The following is a 17886-nucleotide window of genomic DNA, read 5'->3' as shown; positions in this document are numbered from 1 at the left end:
TTTGCCGGGCGCTAGACCGTATGCAGATACCAGGTGTACTCCAGATCGGAGATGGTCTGTTCAAACTGGGTCAGCTCATGCTCTTTACAGGCGATGAATACATTCAGGAAGTCGTTACCCAGGTATTCGCGCATCATGCCCGAGCTTTCCAACTCGCGCAGTGCATCGCGCAAGTTGCCCGGTAGCACCAGTTCCTGCTGATCGTATGCATTGCCCTCAACGGGGGGAGGGGGTTCAATCTTGTGTGTTATCCCGAAGTGCATGGACGCCAGCATCGCCGCCATCAGCAGGTAGGGGTTGGCATCGGTTCCCGCCAGGCGGTGTTCGATCCGGGTCGCCTCGGGTTCGCCCCCGGGTATGCGCAGTGCGGTCGTTCTGTTTTCCACACCCCAGCAGGGCCAGGTCGGCACATAGAACCCCTGGCTGAAGCGCCGGTAAGAGTTGATGTTGGGGCAGAGGATCGCCAAGTAGTCCTCCATCGCCTCAATCAGCCCGCCAATCGCCCAGCGCATGATGTCGTTGGGTTGCTCGGTGTCCGGGTCCAGCGCGAAAACATTCTTGCCCTGAGCATCAACCAGGCTGATATGCAGGTGCATGCCGTTACCGGCCTGATCCGCGTAGGGTTTGGCCATGAAGGTGGTATCCATCTCATGGTCGTAGGCGACGCTCTTGATCACCCGGCGCAGCAGCGTGGCGTTGTCGCAGGAGCGCAGCGGGCAGTCCACGTGCTGCAGGTTGATCTCAAACTGCCCCGGCGCGGATTCGGCAACGATCGTATCGGCCGGCAGGTTCTGTGCTCTGGCCGCGTCGATGACATCGGTCAGGAAGTCCGCGTACTCATCGAGCTCGTCGATGGAGTAGACCTGCACACTTTCCGGACGCTTGCCGGAAATAGGCGATTTGGGAGGCTGCGGTCGACCGGCGATGTTTTCCTGATCAATCAGGTAAAACTCCAGCTCAAATGCGGTAACCGGCGTCAGTTCAAGCTCTTCAAACCGTTTCAGTACACTTTTAAGGACGGTGCGAGGGTCGGCATAGAACGGCGTCTGCTCATCCTCGTACATGCTCATCAAAAGCTGCGCGATAGGCCGTTTCTGCCAAGGTTCCATGGTCAGGGTGCCAGGAACCGGGTAGCAGGTGTGATCCGCCTCGCCAATCTCCAGCCCGAGACCGGTGCTTTCCACCGTTTCGCCGAGAATGTCGAGGCCGTAAAGCGAGGCGGGTAAAGCGACACCGCGCTCGAATACCTTTTTAAGTGCGGAGCGATCGATCCGCTTGCCTCGTACGATGCCGTTCATGTCGGCAATCAGAAGATCGATAAACTGCAGATCGGGATGTTGATCCAGGAATTGGCCGGCTTCGGCCGGGTCGGGTAGCTCCAACCACCCTTTGATATGTTCGTTCATTGTCCACCACCAGAAAGCTACAGAGTCTCGCAGACTCTGTCCCCTTGGAGTGAAATCCAACCCCGGGTCAAAGTCAACAATTACAGCGGCTTTAGGCCGTTACTTGTCTCTTCCGCCGATTGCTTAGCACTGACTTTGGTTGTAACGTCATGCGCAATAGCCGAACGCCGCGTGGCGCGGTTGGGCGGCGTCTGAAGCAATACACAGGGGGATTCAATGCAGCGTCTGGCTACCTGGCTCAAGGAAAACAGAGTCACCGAGGTGGAGTGTGTGGTCAGCGATCTGACCGGAATCGTGCGTGGCAAAATAACGCCCGTGGACAAGTTTCTGTACGAGCGCGGGATGCATCTGCCGGAGAGCGTTTTGCTGCAGACGGTGACCGGTGACTGGATCGATGACGATATCTACTACTCGCTGCTTGATCCGGCGGATATCGATATGGTGTGCCAGCCGGACCCGGATGCGGTTTTCCTGCTGCCCTGGACTCAGGAGCCCACCGCTCAGGTGATCCATGATACCTACGACCGGGATGGCAACCCCATTGAACTGTCGCCCCGCAACGTCCTGAAACGGGTTCTGGCACTCTATGATCAGCAGGGTTGGAAGCCGGTTGTGGCTCCGGAGATGGAGTTTTACCTGACCAAACGCAGCGATGATCCGGATGTGCCATTACAACCGCCGATAGGCCGCTCAGGACGCCCGGAGACCGGGCGCCAGTCGTTCTCTATCGAAGCGGCCAATGAGTTCGATCCGCTGTTCGAGGATATGTACGACTGGTGTGAATATCAGGGGCTGGAGATCGATACCCTGATCCACGAAGAGGGGACCGCGCAGATGGAGATCAACTTCCTCCATGGCGACCCACTGATGCTGGCCGACCATGTGCAGGTGTTTAAACGCACCATGCGCGAGGCCGCGATGAAGCACAATGTGCTGGCTACGTTTATGGCTAAGCCGATCACCAATGAGCCGGGCAGTGCCATGCACCTGCATCAGAGTATTTTGGATGTAAACACCGGGCGCAATATCTTCAGTGATGAAAACGGTGAGATGAGCCAGCTGTTCCGCTATCACATCGGCGGTATGCAACGTTACATCCCGGAACTTCTGCCGTTGCTGGCGCCCAACGTCAACTCGTTCAGACGCTTTCTGCCCGACACCTCGGCACCGGTCAATGTGGAGTGGGGCCATGCCAACCGGACCTGTGGCCTGCGGATCCCTGAATCCGATGCGGACAACAGGCGCCTGGAAAACCGCCTTGCAGGCGCCGATGCCAATGCGTATCTGGCCATCGCAGCCAGCCTGTTGTGTGGCTATATCGGCATGATGGAAAAGGTGGTTCCTTCCGCACCTTGCCAGGGGCGGGCCTACGATTTGAAGAACTTCTCCTTGCCGACCACCATTGAAAGTGCGGTCGAGGAGATGGAGCAGTCGGCCGTTGCCCAGCGCTACCTGGGACGCGCGTTCACCGAAGGCTATGTGGCGGTGAAGCGGGCAGAGCACGAAAACTTCAAACGTGTCATCAGTTCGTGGGAGCGTGAGTTCCTGCTGCTCAGTGTCTAACTGCGTCGTTTTGTTGCGGAGAGCCTGTCATGGCCAGTATCAGCGATACCCGTTATCCCCCGTCTTACTATGCGGCTTCCGCGAACAATCCGCTTCAGGCACCCGCCCTTGAAGGGGATCAGGAGACCGAAGTCTGTGTCATAGGCGCCGGTTACACGGGGCTCTCGACCGCACTGCATCTGCTGGAGCAGGGGCACGATGTGACCGTTGTTGAAGCGGCAAGGGTGGGTTGGGGCGCATCCGGGCGCAATGGCGGCCAGATCGTTAACAGCTATAGCCGGGATATCGATGTGATCGAGCGCACGGCAGGTGCGCGAGTGGCCACTGAACTTGGTGCTATGGCCTTTGAAGGCGGCCGGATTATCCGTGAGTTGATCGACCGCTATGACATTCAGTGTGATCTGAAGCAGGGCGGTATTTTTGCGGCCCTGAACAGCCGGCAAATGGAGGAACTGACCAGGCAGAAGGCGCTCTGGGAGCGCTATGGCTATAAGCAACTCCAGCTGCTCGATGGCGACGGAATACGGGACAAAGTCGCGACACAGCGCTATGTCGGGGGACTGCTGGATCAGGGGAGCGGTCATATTCATCCGCTGAATCTCGCACTGGGCGAGGCTCGGGCAGTACAGAAACTGGGTGGCCGAATCTATGAACAGTCTGAAGTGATCGCCATCGAACGCGGTGTCAGGCCGGTGGTTCGCACCGCTCATGGACAGATTCGGGCACGTGTTCTGGTAATCGCCGGTAACGCCTATCTCGGGGGTTTGGTGCCCGAACTCAAGGCCAAATCGATGCCCTGTGGCACCCAGATGATCGCGACCGAGCCCCTGCCTGACACGCTGGCTGCCTCCTTGATACCCGGTGGCGAGTGTGTCGAAGATTGTAACTACCTGCTCGATTACTACCGTCTTTCTGCAGACCGGCGGCTGCTCTATGGCGGAGGGGTTGTCTATGGTGCCCGCGATCCGGCGGACATCGATCGGCTGATACGGCCCAAGATGCTGCGCACCTTTCCTCAGCTTGACGGTGTGAATATCGAATACCGCTGGACCGGCAATTTCCTGATGACGCTTTCACGTCTGCCTCAAGTGGGGCGTCTGGGCAACAATATTCTGTATTCCCAGGGTTGCAGCGGCCATGGTGTGACCTACACCCACCTGGCTGGGCGGATCTTGAGTGAGGCGATTGGCGGAAACACTCGCCGATTCGATGCATTTGCCTCGCTGCGGCATTACCCGTTTCCCGGCGGGCACTTGCTCCAGGCGCCGTTCAGTGCATTGGGGGCCTGGTACTACACGCTACGAGATCGTCTCGGTCTATGATCGATTTTGGTGCATGGCTTTGTTTTGTCTGCAATAGGTGGAAATAAAAATTTATCACTGGTAGGAATAATGCCCATTTATAATGAATGGTTATAAAAACGCACCAAATAAAACCTGAAATCGTCTAAATAATAATCAGTTTGCGCTTCTATGGTGCGTTCATGCGGGTTTTAGTCCTCTAAGTGTCTGTTTTATAGTGCACCTTTTTGGCTCAGAGCTTGCTTTGTTGTCTCCGTCATTTTCTTGATGAGGTATGCAATGAAGTCGCTTAAAAGCCACCAGATGAACCTGTCCCCCGCTGAACGCCGCTGGCTACCCTGGCTCGGGGCGACCGGAAAACTGAAGATGCGCTGGTCCTGCTGGCTGAACCGCGATGCCACCGAGGTGCTTGAGCATACCTTTGAGGGTGTCGCCCGGATTCGGGTGGGACTGCTTCAACGCTGGGCGCGCACTCAGTGGAGCCATCTGGAGAGCCTGGCTGATCAGTTGGCGGATCACTACCCGGAGATCGATGCCGATCTGTTTAACGCCAAGCTGAAACAGGCTGATGATTTCTCGGAGCTGTTTTTTGTCCGAGCTGACGGTCAGATCGCCCACTCCACGCTTGCAGGGCGCGCGGGTTCTGTAGTTCGTGATGAAAAAGCCTTGTCAGAAGGGCTGAAAAGGCCGTTCCTGCACGGCCCGTATACCGATCCGCTGACCGAGCAGATCGGTCCTTCAAGCTCCAAGTTTCATGATCAGGTCACGCTGATGTTCTATCAACCGCTGATTATCGACTCCGAGGTGAAAGGCTGTTTGTGTGGTCGGGTGCCGAACGATGTCATCGGTGATCTGATTCAACGTGAAGCCGGTCATATCTATCCCGAGTCCGGCGACAACTATCTGTTCATGGTGGAGTCCCACTTCGACCGGTCCATCGCTCAGGGGATCGCTTTGTCACGTTCGCGCTTTGAGGATGATACCTTTGCCCACGGCGAGAACCTGAAAAGCGGTATCCATACCGACTTCGGGACTGTTCAGGTCCGCAAGCACACCGAGTTCGAGATCCGTTTTACCGACCCGGCTACCGGTCAGCTTCATCCCGGGGTTCGAGAGACGATCCGTAACGGTGAAAATCTCTATATTCTCTACCCCGGTTACTCCGATTACCGGCACATTCCGGTGATCGGTAAAGGGGTAACCTTTCAGATGCCCGGGTCCCCCGACCGCTGGGGGATGATGTGCGAAGCCGATCTGGAGGAGGTGTACCGCCGTCGTTCCGTCAGCTATAAGCAAGGTCGACTGCTGACGCTCATGATCGGTGGCGCCTGGGGTGTCAGTTCAGCAATTCAGCATCTGGTCGAGATGCCGGACTGGTCCTCCTACTTGATGCAGGGCGGTATGATGGCAGTTGCCGCGCTCGGCTATATGGCTTTTGGACCCAAGCGGTTGGCGCGCCGGATGGGACGGATGACCGATGTGATTCGGACGCTAGCCGAAGGCGAGGGAAATCTGCGCCAGCGTATCGATACCGAGCGTATGTCCAATGATGAGACCAACGATCTGTCGCGCTGGATCAACAGCTTTGTCGATAATCTGGATGCTATCGTCGGTCAGGTGATCAAAGCCGCTGACGGGGTCGAGAAGAACAGCAACATCATGCAGTCGCGCAACCAGGTCGCCCACCACTCGGCCAATAAAGTGAATCAGGCGATCGACGAAATGATGGGGCTGGTCTCCCAGCAGCTGGAAGATATCTCCCGAGCCTCCATTACCGCAGGCGAAATGCGCCAGGCGATGGAAGAGGTGGTCGAGGAAGCGCGTCGCAGCTACGAAAGCGCACGTGCCGGCACCCAGACCATACGCGATGTGGTGGAGACCTCCGCGCAGCGTGTTCAGGGTCTGAATGAGAGCACCTCGGAGATTGGTGAGATTGTCGATGTGATCACGGATATTACGGCGCAGACCAATCTGCTGGCCCTGAATGCAGCCATCGAGGCCGCGCGTGCCGGCGAGCATGGGCGGGGCTTTTCGGTGGTGGCCGATGAGGTACGACGGCTGGCTGCGCGGACAGAAGCCGCAGCTCAGGATATCGGCAGCAAGATCGAAAGCATTCAGAACGAAAGCGGTGATGCCGTTCGGTTTATGGAAAAGGGGGTTGAAGATGTGGACCAGAACCTGCGGATGACCCAGGATGCATCTGCCGATAACGCCCGCCTGCACGATCTGGTCGAGCAGATGTTCGATATCATCAAGCATATCGATGAGAACAGTCAGCGTAATGGCGAGACGGCGCAGGGCGTCTCGCAGATCAGTACAGAGATGCGCGCGTCGATCCGAGCCCTGCAGACCAGCTCTGATCAGACCCGGATTACCGCCGATAAACTGCAGCAGCTGGTGGGCTCGTTTGAAGTCTCAACGCAGTGAGCAACCGAATAACACCCTGTATAGTATGTACGTTAGACGAGGGGTAGGCCTGCCGGTTTTAAGGCGGGCATGGATAAGGGATGAAGGATGAATATGTTAGCCAAGCCCGCTGGCTGGGAAGCGCTGCTGCGGCTCAGGTACGCACAGCGCGGCGGTTGTACTCGAATAATCGAACGTGAGCGGCACGGCCCTCTGGCAGTCCAGCGCCCGTTTTACCCGGAAGGCGAGGTGTGTCACACCTATCTGCTGCACCCGCCGGGCGGGGTGGTTGGGAGTGACAGCCTGGATATTCGGATTGCGGTGGAGGCCGATGCCAAAGCCCTGATTACAACACCCGGTGCGACCAAGTTCTACCGCTCCGGTGGTCGTCTGGCAACCCAGGTGCAAACCCTTGAGGTCGCAGCAGGGGGGCTGCTGGAATGGATGCCCCAGGAAAATATCTTCTTCCCTGATGCCCGGGCGCAGGTCGAAACCCGCATTGAGCTTGAGTCCGGGGCGGCGTTTATCGGTTGGGATATGCAGTGTTTGGGTCGACCCGCCATCAGTGAGGCGTTTGATACCGGAGCGGTCAACGCATCCACCCGGCTGTCGATTGATGGCGAACTGGTGCTGATTGACCAGCTTCGCACTCAGGGGGAGCGCCTGATTCAGGCGGCCTCCGGTATGCGCGGTTACCCGATGCAGGCGACCATGCTGATCGTGCCGGGTTGGGACCCGTCCCGCGCCGACGAGATACTCGATCAGGTCAGGGCGCAGGTCGAAGCCCACTCAAGCGGATTGGAAGCCGGTGCGACATGGGTTGATGGCGTGATTGCCGTTCGCCTTCTGGGCCCCGGTACGGAGCCCATGCTGCGGCTGTTATCTGCGATCTGGAGCGCTGTCAGGCCGTTGTTGGCGGGGCGAGCTGCAGTGCCGCCTCGGATCTGGTCAACCTGACCGGCGGCTCCATTCCCATGTCCCGTAGCAGATCGCTCAGGATGCGCTCGGGCGCGTAATCCAGGCAGCGTGCCAGGGCGCCCACTCTCAGATTACCCTGGGCGCCGGGGTTGGCGAGATAGGCCACCGCCTGTTCCGCCATGTCGTCCAGAGAGTTCGCCAGCAGTCCACTGCGACCGGCCTGGATGATCGAAGCGGGTCCTTTGCAGTTGTATGCCAGAGTGGGCAAACCCGAACGCATCGCTTCCAGAATGACGCACCCGAAGGTGTCGAAACGGGAAGGAAGCAGCAGCAGATCGGCCTGCTGGTAAAGCTGAGGGATCTGGGACTGCTCCAGCCAGCCGAAAAACATCGCCTCGGGCAGCTTTTTGCGCAGCTTCTTTTCCGCCGGTCCGCTGCCGGCAACCCAGAGCTGGGCACCGGGATGCGCTTCCCTGATCTGCTGCCAGATAGGGGCCAGATCCATCACTCCTTTCTCTTCGCTCAGGCGGCCTACATACAGCAGGATCGGATGATCATTCTCAACGCGCGGTACCAGGCTTGCGGTTGAGGTGCTGGTATTTGCCCAGTGAGCGGTGAGTTTGACCCGTTCCTCAGGCAGGTCTATTTCCGGGCCCGTCAGCCAGGAGCGGTGTTCATCATTCAGCGCAAAGATTCCGTCGAACTGATGATAAAATGCACGAATCAGGCGGCGAATGCGATCCTGAAAGTGGTGATCCAGCCCCGTCTTTCGGTTGATAAACTCCAGCCAGTCTGTGTGCATATAGAACCACGCCGGTACCGAGTAGGCATGCTTTAGATAGAGGGCCACGGGCCCCATGCAGAGTTCGGTGGAGCAGATAATGCGGTCATAGCCGCCCTGTTCGAACAGTTTCTGCACCTCGAGCAGGTCCGGTACATGGATGGTTTGCTCGCCCAGCTGGTTGAAGTCAAACGAGCTGATAGGGCGGATCACCTGGAGGTGCGGTTGCGGTTTGAGAGTGGGGTGACATACCAGCAGATCGATCGGCAGTCCTTTCTCCTGCACCTGGGTCAGGGTGTCGCGCAGGGCGGAGGAAACCCCGTTGCGATCCGCAAAGGTGTCGGTTAGCCAGAGAATCCGTTGCGGATGACCGGGTATTTCCAGCTGCTCAGCAAGCTGATCCAGGAATCTTCGGTTACTGTAGAGAACACGGGTACTGGCGAAGGCGGCGCCAGCGACAACTCCGGCCGATAGGGCCGGAAAAGTGAGCTTGTCCAGCAGCTTTGCCAGATCCACCTGTGACATATCCCGCCCGTTACTCTTCTCCGATGAGAACAGCGCCCGGAAGTAGGAGGGCACCTCCAGCATACGGACCATCTCGTCGACCGGGATTGATGACAGGGCGTGGGTGTCCAGCTTATCCAGCTCGTCATGAACACGGCTGAAGAATGTTTTACTGATCTGTCGATGCAGGTCCGGTATCGCTTCACGCAGCACTTCCGGAAACCGTTCGGGGGTGTCGCGCTGCGTGCGTGCGATCTGCTTGATCAGTTTAAGGGTGGGTTTAAATTCACTGGAAACGCCGAGATTAACCAGCATCTTGGGCTTTTTACCCTTGAGTGCCTGATGAAAGGTATCCAGAAAGGTGAGTGTGTATTTGTGCCGCTTCAGTTCCTGCAGCACATTGCTCAGGCCCAGGCAGATTAAACGATCCTTCAGCGAGCCCTTGTGCAACAACATTCGTATCAGGCCCGGATCTTCCATATTGAGTACCACTTGAGCGAAGTAGTCCAGGAAGGTGGTGGTCAGTTTTTCCTCCTCGCCGACAAACCCGTAGGGGGCGATGCGTCCGTCTTTCAGCGCCTCCAGCGCCAGCTCGGCCTTGCTTGCTCCGGCCGATAGCCTGGCTTGCAGGTCCGGGATCTCCAGCAGCGTGCCGCAGCGACCGGCAAAGAGACCGTTATGATCATCGGAGCCGCCGGTCAGTCGTTTGCGATAGGGATCGCGACAGTAATCGTAGGGATTCAGGTTATGCTTGCGTGCCCAACGATCGATCTTCTCAGGCGTCAGGCTCTGTACCCAGCGTAGCGTCAGCAAGTTCTGCCAGTAGCCGCGCTGGCCGTTGAGGACTTCAAAGCGCTCGAACAGCAGTGCAAAGCGCTCCAGAACCTCGGTGGATACGCGGTTGCCATGACTGTAAAAAAACAGGGGGTGGGGCAGTACCGTGGGCAGGTCCTGCTGACGGGCATAGGCACAGAACGCGTAAATGTCGTGGCGCAAGTCGTTCAGCATCTGCTCCTGTTGCGGAGAAAATCCATAGATCAGTACATGGACGCTGAGCGCCTCGCCGGGAAAGTGACAGGTGAACTCACAGCCGGTGAGTACCGATTGGCCCGCTTCAATCAGCGACCAGCAGGAGCGTGCATTATTGTGGTTGGTAACGGTTATAAGGTCGGTTCCGGCGCGGTTTAGTGCGTTCACCAATTGATCGGTTTCCAGCCAGGTTTCGGGTAGCCGCAGTAACCGGCCCCAAAGCTCATCAGGGATATCGCTGTTGCGGTCATGGCAATGCAGATCGATCCGCAGGCGGTTATGGGTATCCACACCGCCATCGGCCTTACTGAGGAAATGTTCGTATTGGTCGCGAATATCGCGGTAGAAGGAGGATGGCATCAACGGGCTCCACTGGGTATTCAACGCTCACCCAGCTTAGCCCCAACAGGTTGCGTCACGGTGACAGTGGCCGCTTTGCTAAATCAGCGAGGCATCACGCGGACCTGTCCCAACTGCTCCAGAGGGCTGGGTGCGCTGAGCAGGTATCCCTGTGCGAAGTCGACGCCTATCTGACGCAGCAGTCCCAGTGTTTTCTTATCTTCGACAAATTCTGCGACGGTCTTGAGACCCATGATATGAGCGATGTTGTTAATCGATGCCACCATCGCCTGGTCAATCTCGTTATTGGCCAGGTCGCGAATGAAAATACCGTCGATCTTCAGATAATCCACCGGCAGTTTTTTCAGATAACCGAAAGAGGAGAGGCCGCTGCCGAAATCATCCAGTGCAAAACGACAGCCCAGCGACTTCAGCTCATTGATGAACGCGCGAGCCGCTTCCGGGTCTGACATGGCGGCGGTCTCGGTGATCTCAAAGCAGAGGTAGTGTGCCGGTATCCGGTGACGTTCAATGTCGCGTTTGATCGCTTCCAGGCACTCGACGTTGCCAATGGAGACGCCGGACAGGTTGATCGCGCACTGGATCGGGTTGTTCTCTGCATGGAGGCGATCGCCGAGCCAGGCCAGTGTGTTACGGATGACCCACTGGTCGATCTGGGGCATCAGGTCATAACGCTCGGCAGCGGGGACAAAGGCGCCGGGAGGAATAAGGCTGTTACGCTCATCAAGCATCCGCACAAAGATCTCGATATGCGGTGCCGCGGCGGTATCGGGTTTGAGTGGTTCAATGGTCTGGAAGAACAGACGGAAGCGGTCGGTATCGATCGCCTGCTGAATGTTTGCCGCCCACTGCATCTGTCCTTTGCGGTGGCTGAGCTCACTGTCATCGGGCTCATACAGATGGACACGGTTACGCCCGGCATCTTTGGCGGCATAGCAGGCAGCATCGGCCAGACTCAGAAGTTCATCCAGTGATTCACAGTCGGGGCCAAACGGCACCAGGCCGATACTGACGCCGACAGAAAATACCTGTCCCTCCCAGGGAAAGCGGAAATCCTTGACTGTCTGGCGCAGCTGTTCGGCGATCAGGCGGCCGCGCTCCACCGGACAGTTACCCAGCAGAATACCGAATTCGTCGCCGCCAAGGCGGGCAAAGGTATCATTCTGGCGCAGTATCGGTTTGAGCTCCTGCGAGAGCTGGCGCAGCAGGGCATCACCCGCCCGGTGACCACAGGTATCGTTGACCAGCTTGAACTGGTCCAGATCGAGGTAGCAGATCAGGTGTTCGGTTTTATCAGCACGAGCCGCGATAATCAGTTGATCGAGCCGCCGCTCAAACTCGCGCCGGTTGATCAGGCCGGTTAACGCGTCGTGAACCGCCTGGAAGGTCAGCTTGGCCTGCAGTTCACTGTTCTGGGTGATGTCCTGCATGGCGATGACCCAGCCCACGCCCCTGCCGGACGCATCACGCAGGGGGGCGCAATTAAGCTGCACCAGAGCGCGTTCACCGTTCGCGCCCAGCAGCCGCAGCTGGCGGTACTCACCGGCGGGTTCGCTATCACGGCAGAGCGCAGCGATAGAGACGTTATCGCCCGCTTCATGCTGAAGTCGGATTACCTGATCGATGGGCTGGCCGAAGGCGTCATCGGGCCGCCAGCCCGTCAGCGTCTTGGCAACCGGGTTCAGGTAAACCGTTTTCATATCCGCATCACAGGTGATGACCGCCTCAGTGATCGCTTCCAGGGTCACCTGCGCAAGCTCGGAGTGGCGGTGTAAACGTTCCTCCATCCGTTTCCGCTCACCGATGTCACGGATCACGGCGCTGTACTGAACGCCCTCTTCGGTGGGGCTTGCCGAGGTGGTCACTTCGATCTGAAGGGGTTGGCCGGCGCCATCGCGGCCGATCAGTTCATGGGGGCCTTCGTTCTGGCTGGTGGCAATCAGTACAAATAGCTTGTCGGTCTGGATACGCGGATAGAGTGCGCGGCACTCCTCGTGCAGCAGGACGCCGACCGACTGCCCCACCAGTTGATGGTGTTTGCGTCCGAAGATGGATTCCGCACCGGGGTTAACACTGGTAATGATGCCCTGTTCACTGAAGGTGATGACGCCGTCGCGCATGTCTCTCAAGATCAATCGCGTCCGCGCGACCATGCGGTTGAGTTTGCTCATCACCTGATTGTACTTTTTTGCGATTTGGCCCACCTCGGTGAAGGGCTCTACCGGTACCGCGCGCTCGGTGTTGCCACTACGCTCCTGCTCGTTCATGGCGTTGAGCAGGTCGGTCAGCTCGGTGGACGCGCCGTGCTCTGAGCTGTTGAGGCCCTCATCCTCCGCGGCATCGGTTACCCGAAGTGGGGTAAACCGGCGCAACACCAGCAGGAAGGCCAGTGACAGTGAAAATGCCCAGGCGCCGCAGATCAGGATCCCCTTGATCTGAACCAACAGCTGTTCAGGGCGGGTCAGGCCGGTACCGAGAACTGACGCGTCGCCGAACAAAGCGACAGCCAGCGTGCCCCAGATCCCGGCGGCCAGGTGAACCGGTGTGGCTGAGATGGCGTCGTCGAGCTTCAGCCGGATTAACAGAAGCTCGGTCAGGCGCATGCACAGTGCGCCAACGCCCCCGATTAACGCCGCCTCAAGGGTGCTGACGGCGTGGCACCCGGCGGTAATGGCGACAAGGCCGGCCAGGGTTCCGTTGATCGTGAGTTGCGAAGTCTGATTGCCTACGGGCTGGTAGTGCCCCAGCAGCATGCCGGTAATTCCGCCCACTGTCGCGGCGATCAGTGTATTCACGATGATGCCGGGGATCGCCTCGGAGAATTCCAGAGTGCTGCCGCCGTTGAAACCGATCCAGCCGATGATGAAAAACATCATGCCCAGCATGGCGAAAGGCAGGTTGCTGCCGGGTATCTGGTTCACCTTGCCATCGACAAACCGGCCTTTACGGGGGCCAACCACAATGATGGCGGCCAGTGCTACCCAGCCTCCAAGGCTATGGACGACGGTACTGCCTGCAAAATCCACAAACCCCTGGGCACCCAGCCAACCGGCGGGGCCGGACAGGGCGCCGCCCCAGGCCAGGTGACCGAAACCGGGATAGACGATCAATGCGATCAATGCTGTCAGCAGCACGTAAGTACTGAAGCGGGTTCGCTCGGCTATCGCACCGGATACGATGGTGGCCGCTGTGGCACAGAACGTCAGCTGAAAGAAGAAGAAGCTGGCGGTCCAGAAGCTCAGGCTACTGAAATCCGCTGCGATTAATGAAAAATCAAGATCGAACCCTTGGTGGGCGCCAAACATCAGATTGAAGCCCACCAGCCAGAACAGCACAGTGGTTACCAGCAGGTCAAAGGCGTTTTTAAGCGCCACGTTGATGGCGTTTTTACTGCGGGTCAGCCCCGACTCGAGACAAAGAAAACCGCCCTGCATGACGAGCACGAGAACAGCGGCAATCATCAGCCAGAGTGCATTGAACGCTTGTTGGTCGGACACTATCGATCACTCCCTGCCTGCGCCCCTCCCGAAGGGCGGGCAGCAGGCGCATCTCCCTCTTATAACCGGAGCAATTTATACGCCATAGTGACAGAAAATTCTGTCGGGCCGGTCAACACGGGGGCTGTAGCCTGATGCCATTGAACTTTCAAACCCCCTGGTCGTTGAAAAACCACCATTTTGTAGCATCTTTGTCGGACTTTTGAGCCACAACGGTGCAGAGAGTGAATATAACCATACATAGTGTATGCGTATAGGCTGGCTAAACGCGCTTTTTAGCTACACCTTTGCCGGCGGGTGTTCGCTGATCCAGTGCCGGGCAATATCGACGCGACGCGTTACCCAGACATCGGGATGACGTTCAACATGATCCAGGAAACGCTGCAGCGCTCTGAACCGGCCCGGGCGACCGACCAGACGGCAATGCAGGCCCACCGACATCATCCTTGGTTGAAGTGCGCCTTCTGCGTACAGCGTATCGAAACTATCACGCAGGTAGTTAAAGAACTGGTCACCGTCCGCGAACCCCTGGGGAGACGCAAAACGCATATCATTGCAATCCAGCGTATAGGGTACCACCAGGTGATCGTGTGACTCGCCGTTGGTGGTCTCGACCTGAGTCCAGAACGGCAAATCGTCGCCGTAATAGTCAGAGTCGTACAATAGCCCGCCATGCTCAACGACCAGCCGGCGGGTGTTAGGGGAGTCACGTCCGGTATACCAGCCCAGTGGTGCGGTTCCGGTCAACTCGGTAATAATTCGCATCGCCTCCTGCAGGTGGCGGCGCTCTTCATCGGCCGACATCTCCTGATAGTGGATCCAGCGCAGGCCATGACTTGCGATTTCATGTCCCGCCTCGATAAAGGCCTGAGTGACCTCCGGGTTGCGGGCAAGCGCGGTTGCCACGCCGAATACCGTGAGTGGTAGTCCGCGCCGATCAAACTCCCGCAGAATACGCCATACGCCGACGCGGGATCCGTACTCGTAAATCGACTCCATGCTCAGGTGGCGATCCGGGTAGGGTTGGGCACCGGCGATCTCGGAAAGAAAGGTTTCAGCATGGGGGTCTCCATGCAACACGCAGTTCTCACCACCCTCTTCATAGTTCAGAACGAATTGCAGGGCCAGGCGTGCCCGGCCGGGCCAGCGAGCGTCGGGGGGCTGTTTGCCATAGCCGATTAGATCACGCGGATAGGCTGAATCTGACATCGCGTCACTCCTTATACATCGTATTTTAAGGTCCGGGGTGTTGACTCCCTGTCCGGACCGCTAAGATAGTTCGTTTGATGGCCATCCCGCCACCGGGGCTGGCCCGGTGTGCATGAGGCCTGCTGTGACCGAACCGACCATCGATGAAAAACTGCAACTCCAGTATGACAGTCTGACACCCCGAGAGCGGCTGATCGCTGATTTTATTCTGGCGCACCCGGAAGATCTCGCGCTCTTTAATACCGCGGAACTGGCAAGGATGTGCGGTGTGTCCAAGGCAACGGTGAGCCGGTTGTTCAAGCGACTCGGCTTTTCCTCATTCAGGGAAGGGCGCGAGTTGGCCCGCAAGCTCCGTCATCAGGGTGTTCCGGTTACCGAAGCGAAAGTCGATACGGTGGCTTTCGATACTCATCTGCATCAGGAAGAGGCCAATCTGCACCGTCTGTTTCAGTCCCTGGATACGGCACAGGTGGATGGTCTTGTCCGTGCACTTGATCAGGCCCGGCGTGTTGTTGTTCTCGGCTTTCGCAACAGCTATCCACTGGCACTGCATCTGCGTCAGCAGTTACAGCAGATTCGCAGTTCGGTTCAGCTCGTCCCTCAGCCCGGACAAACCCTCGGTGAAGATCTGGCTGACCTGGGGCCTGATGATCTGCTGATCGTGTTCGGCTTCCGCCGCCGTCCCAAGGGGTTTGATGCACTTCTGCGCCAGCTTTATCGGCTCGATACGCCCTGGGCGCTGGTTGCCGACGAAACCCTGGCCCCGAATGGCACCTGTGCGAACTGGTGGTTCGAATGTCGAATAGATTCGCGTTCCGCGTTTGATAGCTACGCAGCCCCCATGTGTCTGGTCACGCTTCTCGTCAATCGTCTCTTGCATCAGCGGCTCGAGGTGGGCCGTGAGCGCATCGCCAAGATCAGCCATTACTATGACGCCCTGGACGAAATCAGTCTCGGGGTACCGGATCTGACCTGAGCCTTCAGCGCGGAGCCGAAACATATAGCTGAAGGTTCCTCTATAGTGTTCTGGCAGCCACTGCAGCCGAGATGCAGGTGCCAGTGTCTGTTATTGATTTGGAACTAATGTTGCACGTAATATTAAGTGAAACAAATAATCCAATTCAAGCATGTCACCGACATCAGTGAGGAATAACCGTGGAATTTATCGAAGCACAAGCGCCCGCCGAGCTTCCTCTGTTTACTCAAGGGCAACTGGATCTTGCTGATCCTCGGCTGGGTGCCGAAATCGTCTCCTGCTCAGATCAGTTTTTTGCACCTGCACCGCGGATGCTCGCGCCGGAACCTGCGCGGTTCTACCCGGATCGTTATGATGATCACGGTAAATGGATGGATGGCTGGGAAAGTCGCCGGCGCAGAAACGGTGGCCATGACTGGTGCATTGTTAAACTCGGTGTCGCGGGCGTCATTGCCGGCTTCGATATCGATACCAGCTTTTTCACCGGTAACTTCCCCCCCGGCGCTATGGTTGAGGCCTGTCTGGTGGAGGGGACACCGGATGCAGCAACGCAATGGACAGCGATTACACCCAGTGTGTCCCTGGGGCCTGACGCGCATCACTTTGTCGCCGCCGAGGTTGTGGGAACCTGGAGCCATATCCGGCTGAATATATTGCCAGACGGTGGCGTTGCCCGGCTTCGTGTCTACGGCTCTCCGGTTGCCGAGCTCAATAACGGGGATGCGGTTAACTTGGCTGCCCGCGAGCTGGGGGCACGTGTGCTGGCCTGGAACGATTCACACTACGGCGACCCCAACCGCATTCTGCTGCCTACGCCCGGTGTCAATATGGGCGATGGCTGGGAAACACGGCGTCGGCGGGAACCCGGCAATGACTGGTGTATCGTGGCACTGGCTGCGCCGGGCGTGATCGAAGAGTTCACCATCGATACCGCTTTCTTCAAAGGTAACTATCCTGATAAATGTTCGGTACAAGGCGCGTTGGTGGAAGCGGGGACCGATGAGTCTCTGATTACACAGAGTATGTTTTGGGATGAACTGCTCCCGCCGCAGAAACTCTCTGCCGACTCAGTGCACCAATTTGGTGCCGAAATGGATGCACCAAAGCGGGTCACGCATCTTCGAATCAATATTTATCCGGATGGCGGTATCAGTCGCTTGCGCGTCAAAGGCCGCGTTGACCGGGGGTAACCCCGGAAAGACGGGAAAATATTGATGCATGTGATTGATTTGGAATGCATATTGCTTGGCCTGCTGTCTAGCTGAACAAGAAACCGTAACACTGCCCGGTTATCAAGAGGACGATCATGGAGCTGTCACCGAGAGAGAAAGACAAGTTGCTGCTTTTTACTGCGGCGCTGCTGGCGGAGCGGCGCAAGGAGCGGGGGCTCAAGCTCAATTATCCGGAAGCGATGGCCTATATCAGTGCGGCCATTCTCGAGGGTGCGCGAGATGGGCGCAGCGTCGCTGAATTGATGGATTATGGACGCACCCTGCTGGCCCGTGACGATGTCATGGATGGGGTCGCGGAAATGATTACCGAGGTTCAGGTTGAGGCCACATTTCCGGACGGTACCAAGTTGATCACCGTTCACGAACCGATCGTCTGAAGGAGCACAGGATGAAACCCGGAGAGATCATCACCGACCCCGGTGAAATCGAATTGAACGTCGGCCGTGCCAAGGTGACTATCGAAGTTGCCAACACCGGTGATCGCCCGATTCAGGTGGGCTCCCATTTCCATTTCTACGAAGTGAATGACGCATTGCGTTTTGATCGCGAACAGGCCCGCGGTTATCGACTGGATATCGCAGCTGGCACGGCGGTGCGTTTTGAGCCCGGCCAGAGCCGCACGGTGGAGCTGGTTGAGTACGCGGGCGCACGGGAAGTCTATGGATTTCAGGGCAGGGTGATGGGCGCACTTTAAGCCCCAGACT

Annotated in this window: 12 protein-coding genes; 8 read left to right on the top strand and 4 right to left on the bottom strand. The window is 57.7% G+C overall.

Annotation, left to right across the window (positions count from 1 at the left end):
* Window positions 1-11 precede the first annotated feature (11 nt).
* Window positions 12-1406, bottom strand: a complete 1395-nt coding sequence (locus G403_RS0116900) for a glutamine synthetase family protein (RefSeq protein ID WP_051299195.1) — start codon at window positions 1404-1406, stop codon at window positions 12-14.
* Between the two features lie 216 nt (window positions 1407-1622).
* Here G403_RS0116900 and G403_RS0116895 point away from each other — a divergent pair, with 216 nt between their 5' ends.
* The 4 genes from G403_RS0116895 (at window position 1623) to G403_RS0116880 (ending at window position 7633) form a co-directional block, all read left to right on the top strand.
* Window positions 1623-2969 carry a glutamine synthetase family protein gene (locus tag G403_RS0116895; protein WP_027855026.1) on the top strand — a complete coding sequence of 449 codons (1347 nt, stop codon included), beginning with the start codon at window positions 1623-1625 and terminating at the stop codon, window positions 2967-2969.
* Between the two features lie 29 nt (window positions 2970-2998).
* Complete coding sequence (locus G403_RS0116890) at window positions 2999-4291, top strand: NAD(P)/FAD-dependent oxidoreductase (protein WP_051299189.1); 1293 nt, start codon at window positions 2999-3001, stop codon at window positions 4289-4291.
* Between the two features lie 258 nt (window positions 4292-4549).
* Window positions 4550-6697: a methyl-accepting chemotaxis protein gene (locus G403_RS0116885; protein WP_027855024.1), complete on the top strand. Its 2148-nt coding sequence runs from the start codon at window positions 4550-4552 to the stop codon at window positions 6695-6697.
* Window positions 6698-6784: 87 nt separating this feature from the next.
* Complete coding sequence (locus G403_RS0116880) at window positions 6785-7633, top strand: urease accessory protein UreD (RefSeq protein ID WP_027855023.1); 849 nt, start codon at window positions 6785-6787, stop codon at window positions 7631-7633.
* Here the strand turns inward: G403_RS0116880 and G403_RS23755 are convergent.
* The 3 genes from G403_RS23755 to puuE form a co-directional block, all read right to left on the bottom strand.
* Window positions 7578-10268 carry a glycosyltransferase gene (locus tag G403_RS23755; protein WP_036234307.1) on the bottom strand — a complete coding sequence of 897 codons (2691 nt, stop codon included), beginning with the start codon at window positions 10266-10268 and terminating at the stop codon, window positions 7578-7580. The genes G403_RS0116880 and G403_RS23755 overlap by 56 nt on opposite strands.
* Window positions 10269-10351: 83 nt before the next feature.
* Window positions 10352-13765, bottom strand: coding sequence for an ammonium transporter (gene amt, locus G403_RS0116870; protein ID WP_027855022.1), 3414 nt, complete (start codon window positions 13763-13765; stop codon window positions 10352-10354).
* 279 nt (window positions 13766-14044) lie between these two features.
* Window positions 14045-14974 carry an allantoinase PuuE gene (gene puuE / locus G403_RS0116865; protein ID WP_027855021.1) on the bottom strand — a complete coding sequence of 310 codons (930 nt, stop codon included), beginning with the start codon at window positions 14972-14974 and terminating at the stop codon, window positions 14045-14047.
* Between the two features lie 124 nt (window positions 14975-15098).
* Here puuE and G403_RS0116860 point away from each other — a divergent pair, with 124 nt between their 5' ends.
* The 4 genes from G403_RS0116860 (at window position 15099) to G403_RS0116845 (ending at window position 17876) form a co-directional block, all read left to right on the top strand.
* The gene (locus G403_RS0116860) at window positions 15099-15950 is read left to right on the top strand and encodes a MurR/RpiR family transcriptional regulator (protein ID WP_245578384.1); all 852 of its coding nucleotides are present in this window, start codon (window positions 15099-15101) and stop codon (window positions 15948-15950) included.
* A 179-nt stretch (window positions 15951-16129) separates the two neighbouring features.
* The gene (gene alc / locus G403_RS0116855) at window positions 16130-17140 is read left to right on the top strand and encodes an allantoicase (protein WP_245578383.1); all 1011 of its coding nucleotides are present in this window, start codon (window positions 16130-16132) and stop codon (window positions 17138-17140) included.
* Window positions 17141-17256: 116 nt separating this feature from the next.
* Window positions 17257-17559: an urease subunit gamma gene (gene ureA, locus G403_RS0116850; protein ID WP_027855018.1), complete on the top strand. Its 303-nt coding sequence runs from the start codon at window positions 17257-17259 to the stop codon at window positions 17557-17559.
* Window positions 17560-17570: 11 nt separating this feature from the next.
* On the top strand, window positions 17571-17876 hold the full coding sequence (locus G403_RS0116845) for an urease subunit beta (protein ID WP_027855017.1): 306 nt from the start codon (window positions 17571-17573) through the stop codon (window positions 17874-17876).
* Window positions 17877-17886 lie beyond the last annotated feature (10 nt).

Source organism: Marinobacterium litorale DSM 23545, assembly GCF_000428985.1.
GTDB lineage: Bacteria > Pseudomonadota > Gammaproteobacteria > Pseudomonadales > Balneatricaceae > Marinobacterium_D > Marinobacterium_D litorale.
This window is presented reverse-complemented; position numbering and strand designations above follow the sequence as displayed.

Coding starts and splice junctions, on each gene's coding strand:
- G403_RS0116900 (WP_051299195.1), bottom strand. CDS start 1,406: ATGAACGAACATATCAAAGGGTGGTTGGAGCTACCCGACCCGGCCGAA.
- G403_RS0116895 (WP_027855026.1), top strand. CDS start 1,623: ATGCAGCGTCTGGCTACCTGGCTCAAGGAAAACAGAGTCACCGAGGTG.
- G403_RS0116890 (WP_051299189.1), top strand. CDS start 2,999: ATGGCCAGTATCAGCGATACCCGTTATCCCCCGTCTTACTATGCGGCT.
- G403_RS0116885 (WP_027855024.1), top strand. CDS start 4,550: ATGAAGTCGCTTAAAAGCCACCAGATGAACCTGTCCCCCGCTGAACGC.
- G403_RS0116880 (WP_027855023.1), top strand. CDS start 6,785: ATGAATATGTTAGCCAAGCCCGCTGGCTGGGAAGCGCTGCTGCGGCTC.
- G403_RS23755 (WP_036234307.1), bottom strand. CDS start 10,268: ATGCCATCCTCCTTCTACCGCGATATTCGCGACCAATACGAACATTTC.
- puuE (WP_027855021.1), bottom strand. CDS start 14,974: ATGTCAGATTCAGCCTATCCGCGTGATCTAATCGGCTATGGCAAACAG.
- ureA (WP_027855018.1), top strand. CDS start 17,257: ATGGAGCTGTCACCGAGAGAGAAAGACAAGTTGCTGCTTTTTACTGCG.
- G403_RS0116845 (WP_027855017.1), top strand. CDS start 17,571: ATGAAACCCGGAGAGATCATCACCGACCCCGGTGAAATCGAATTGAAC.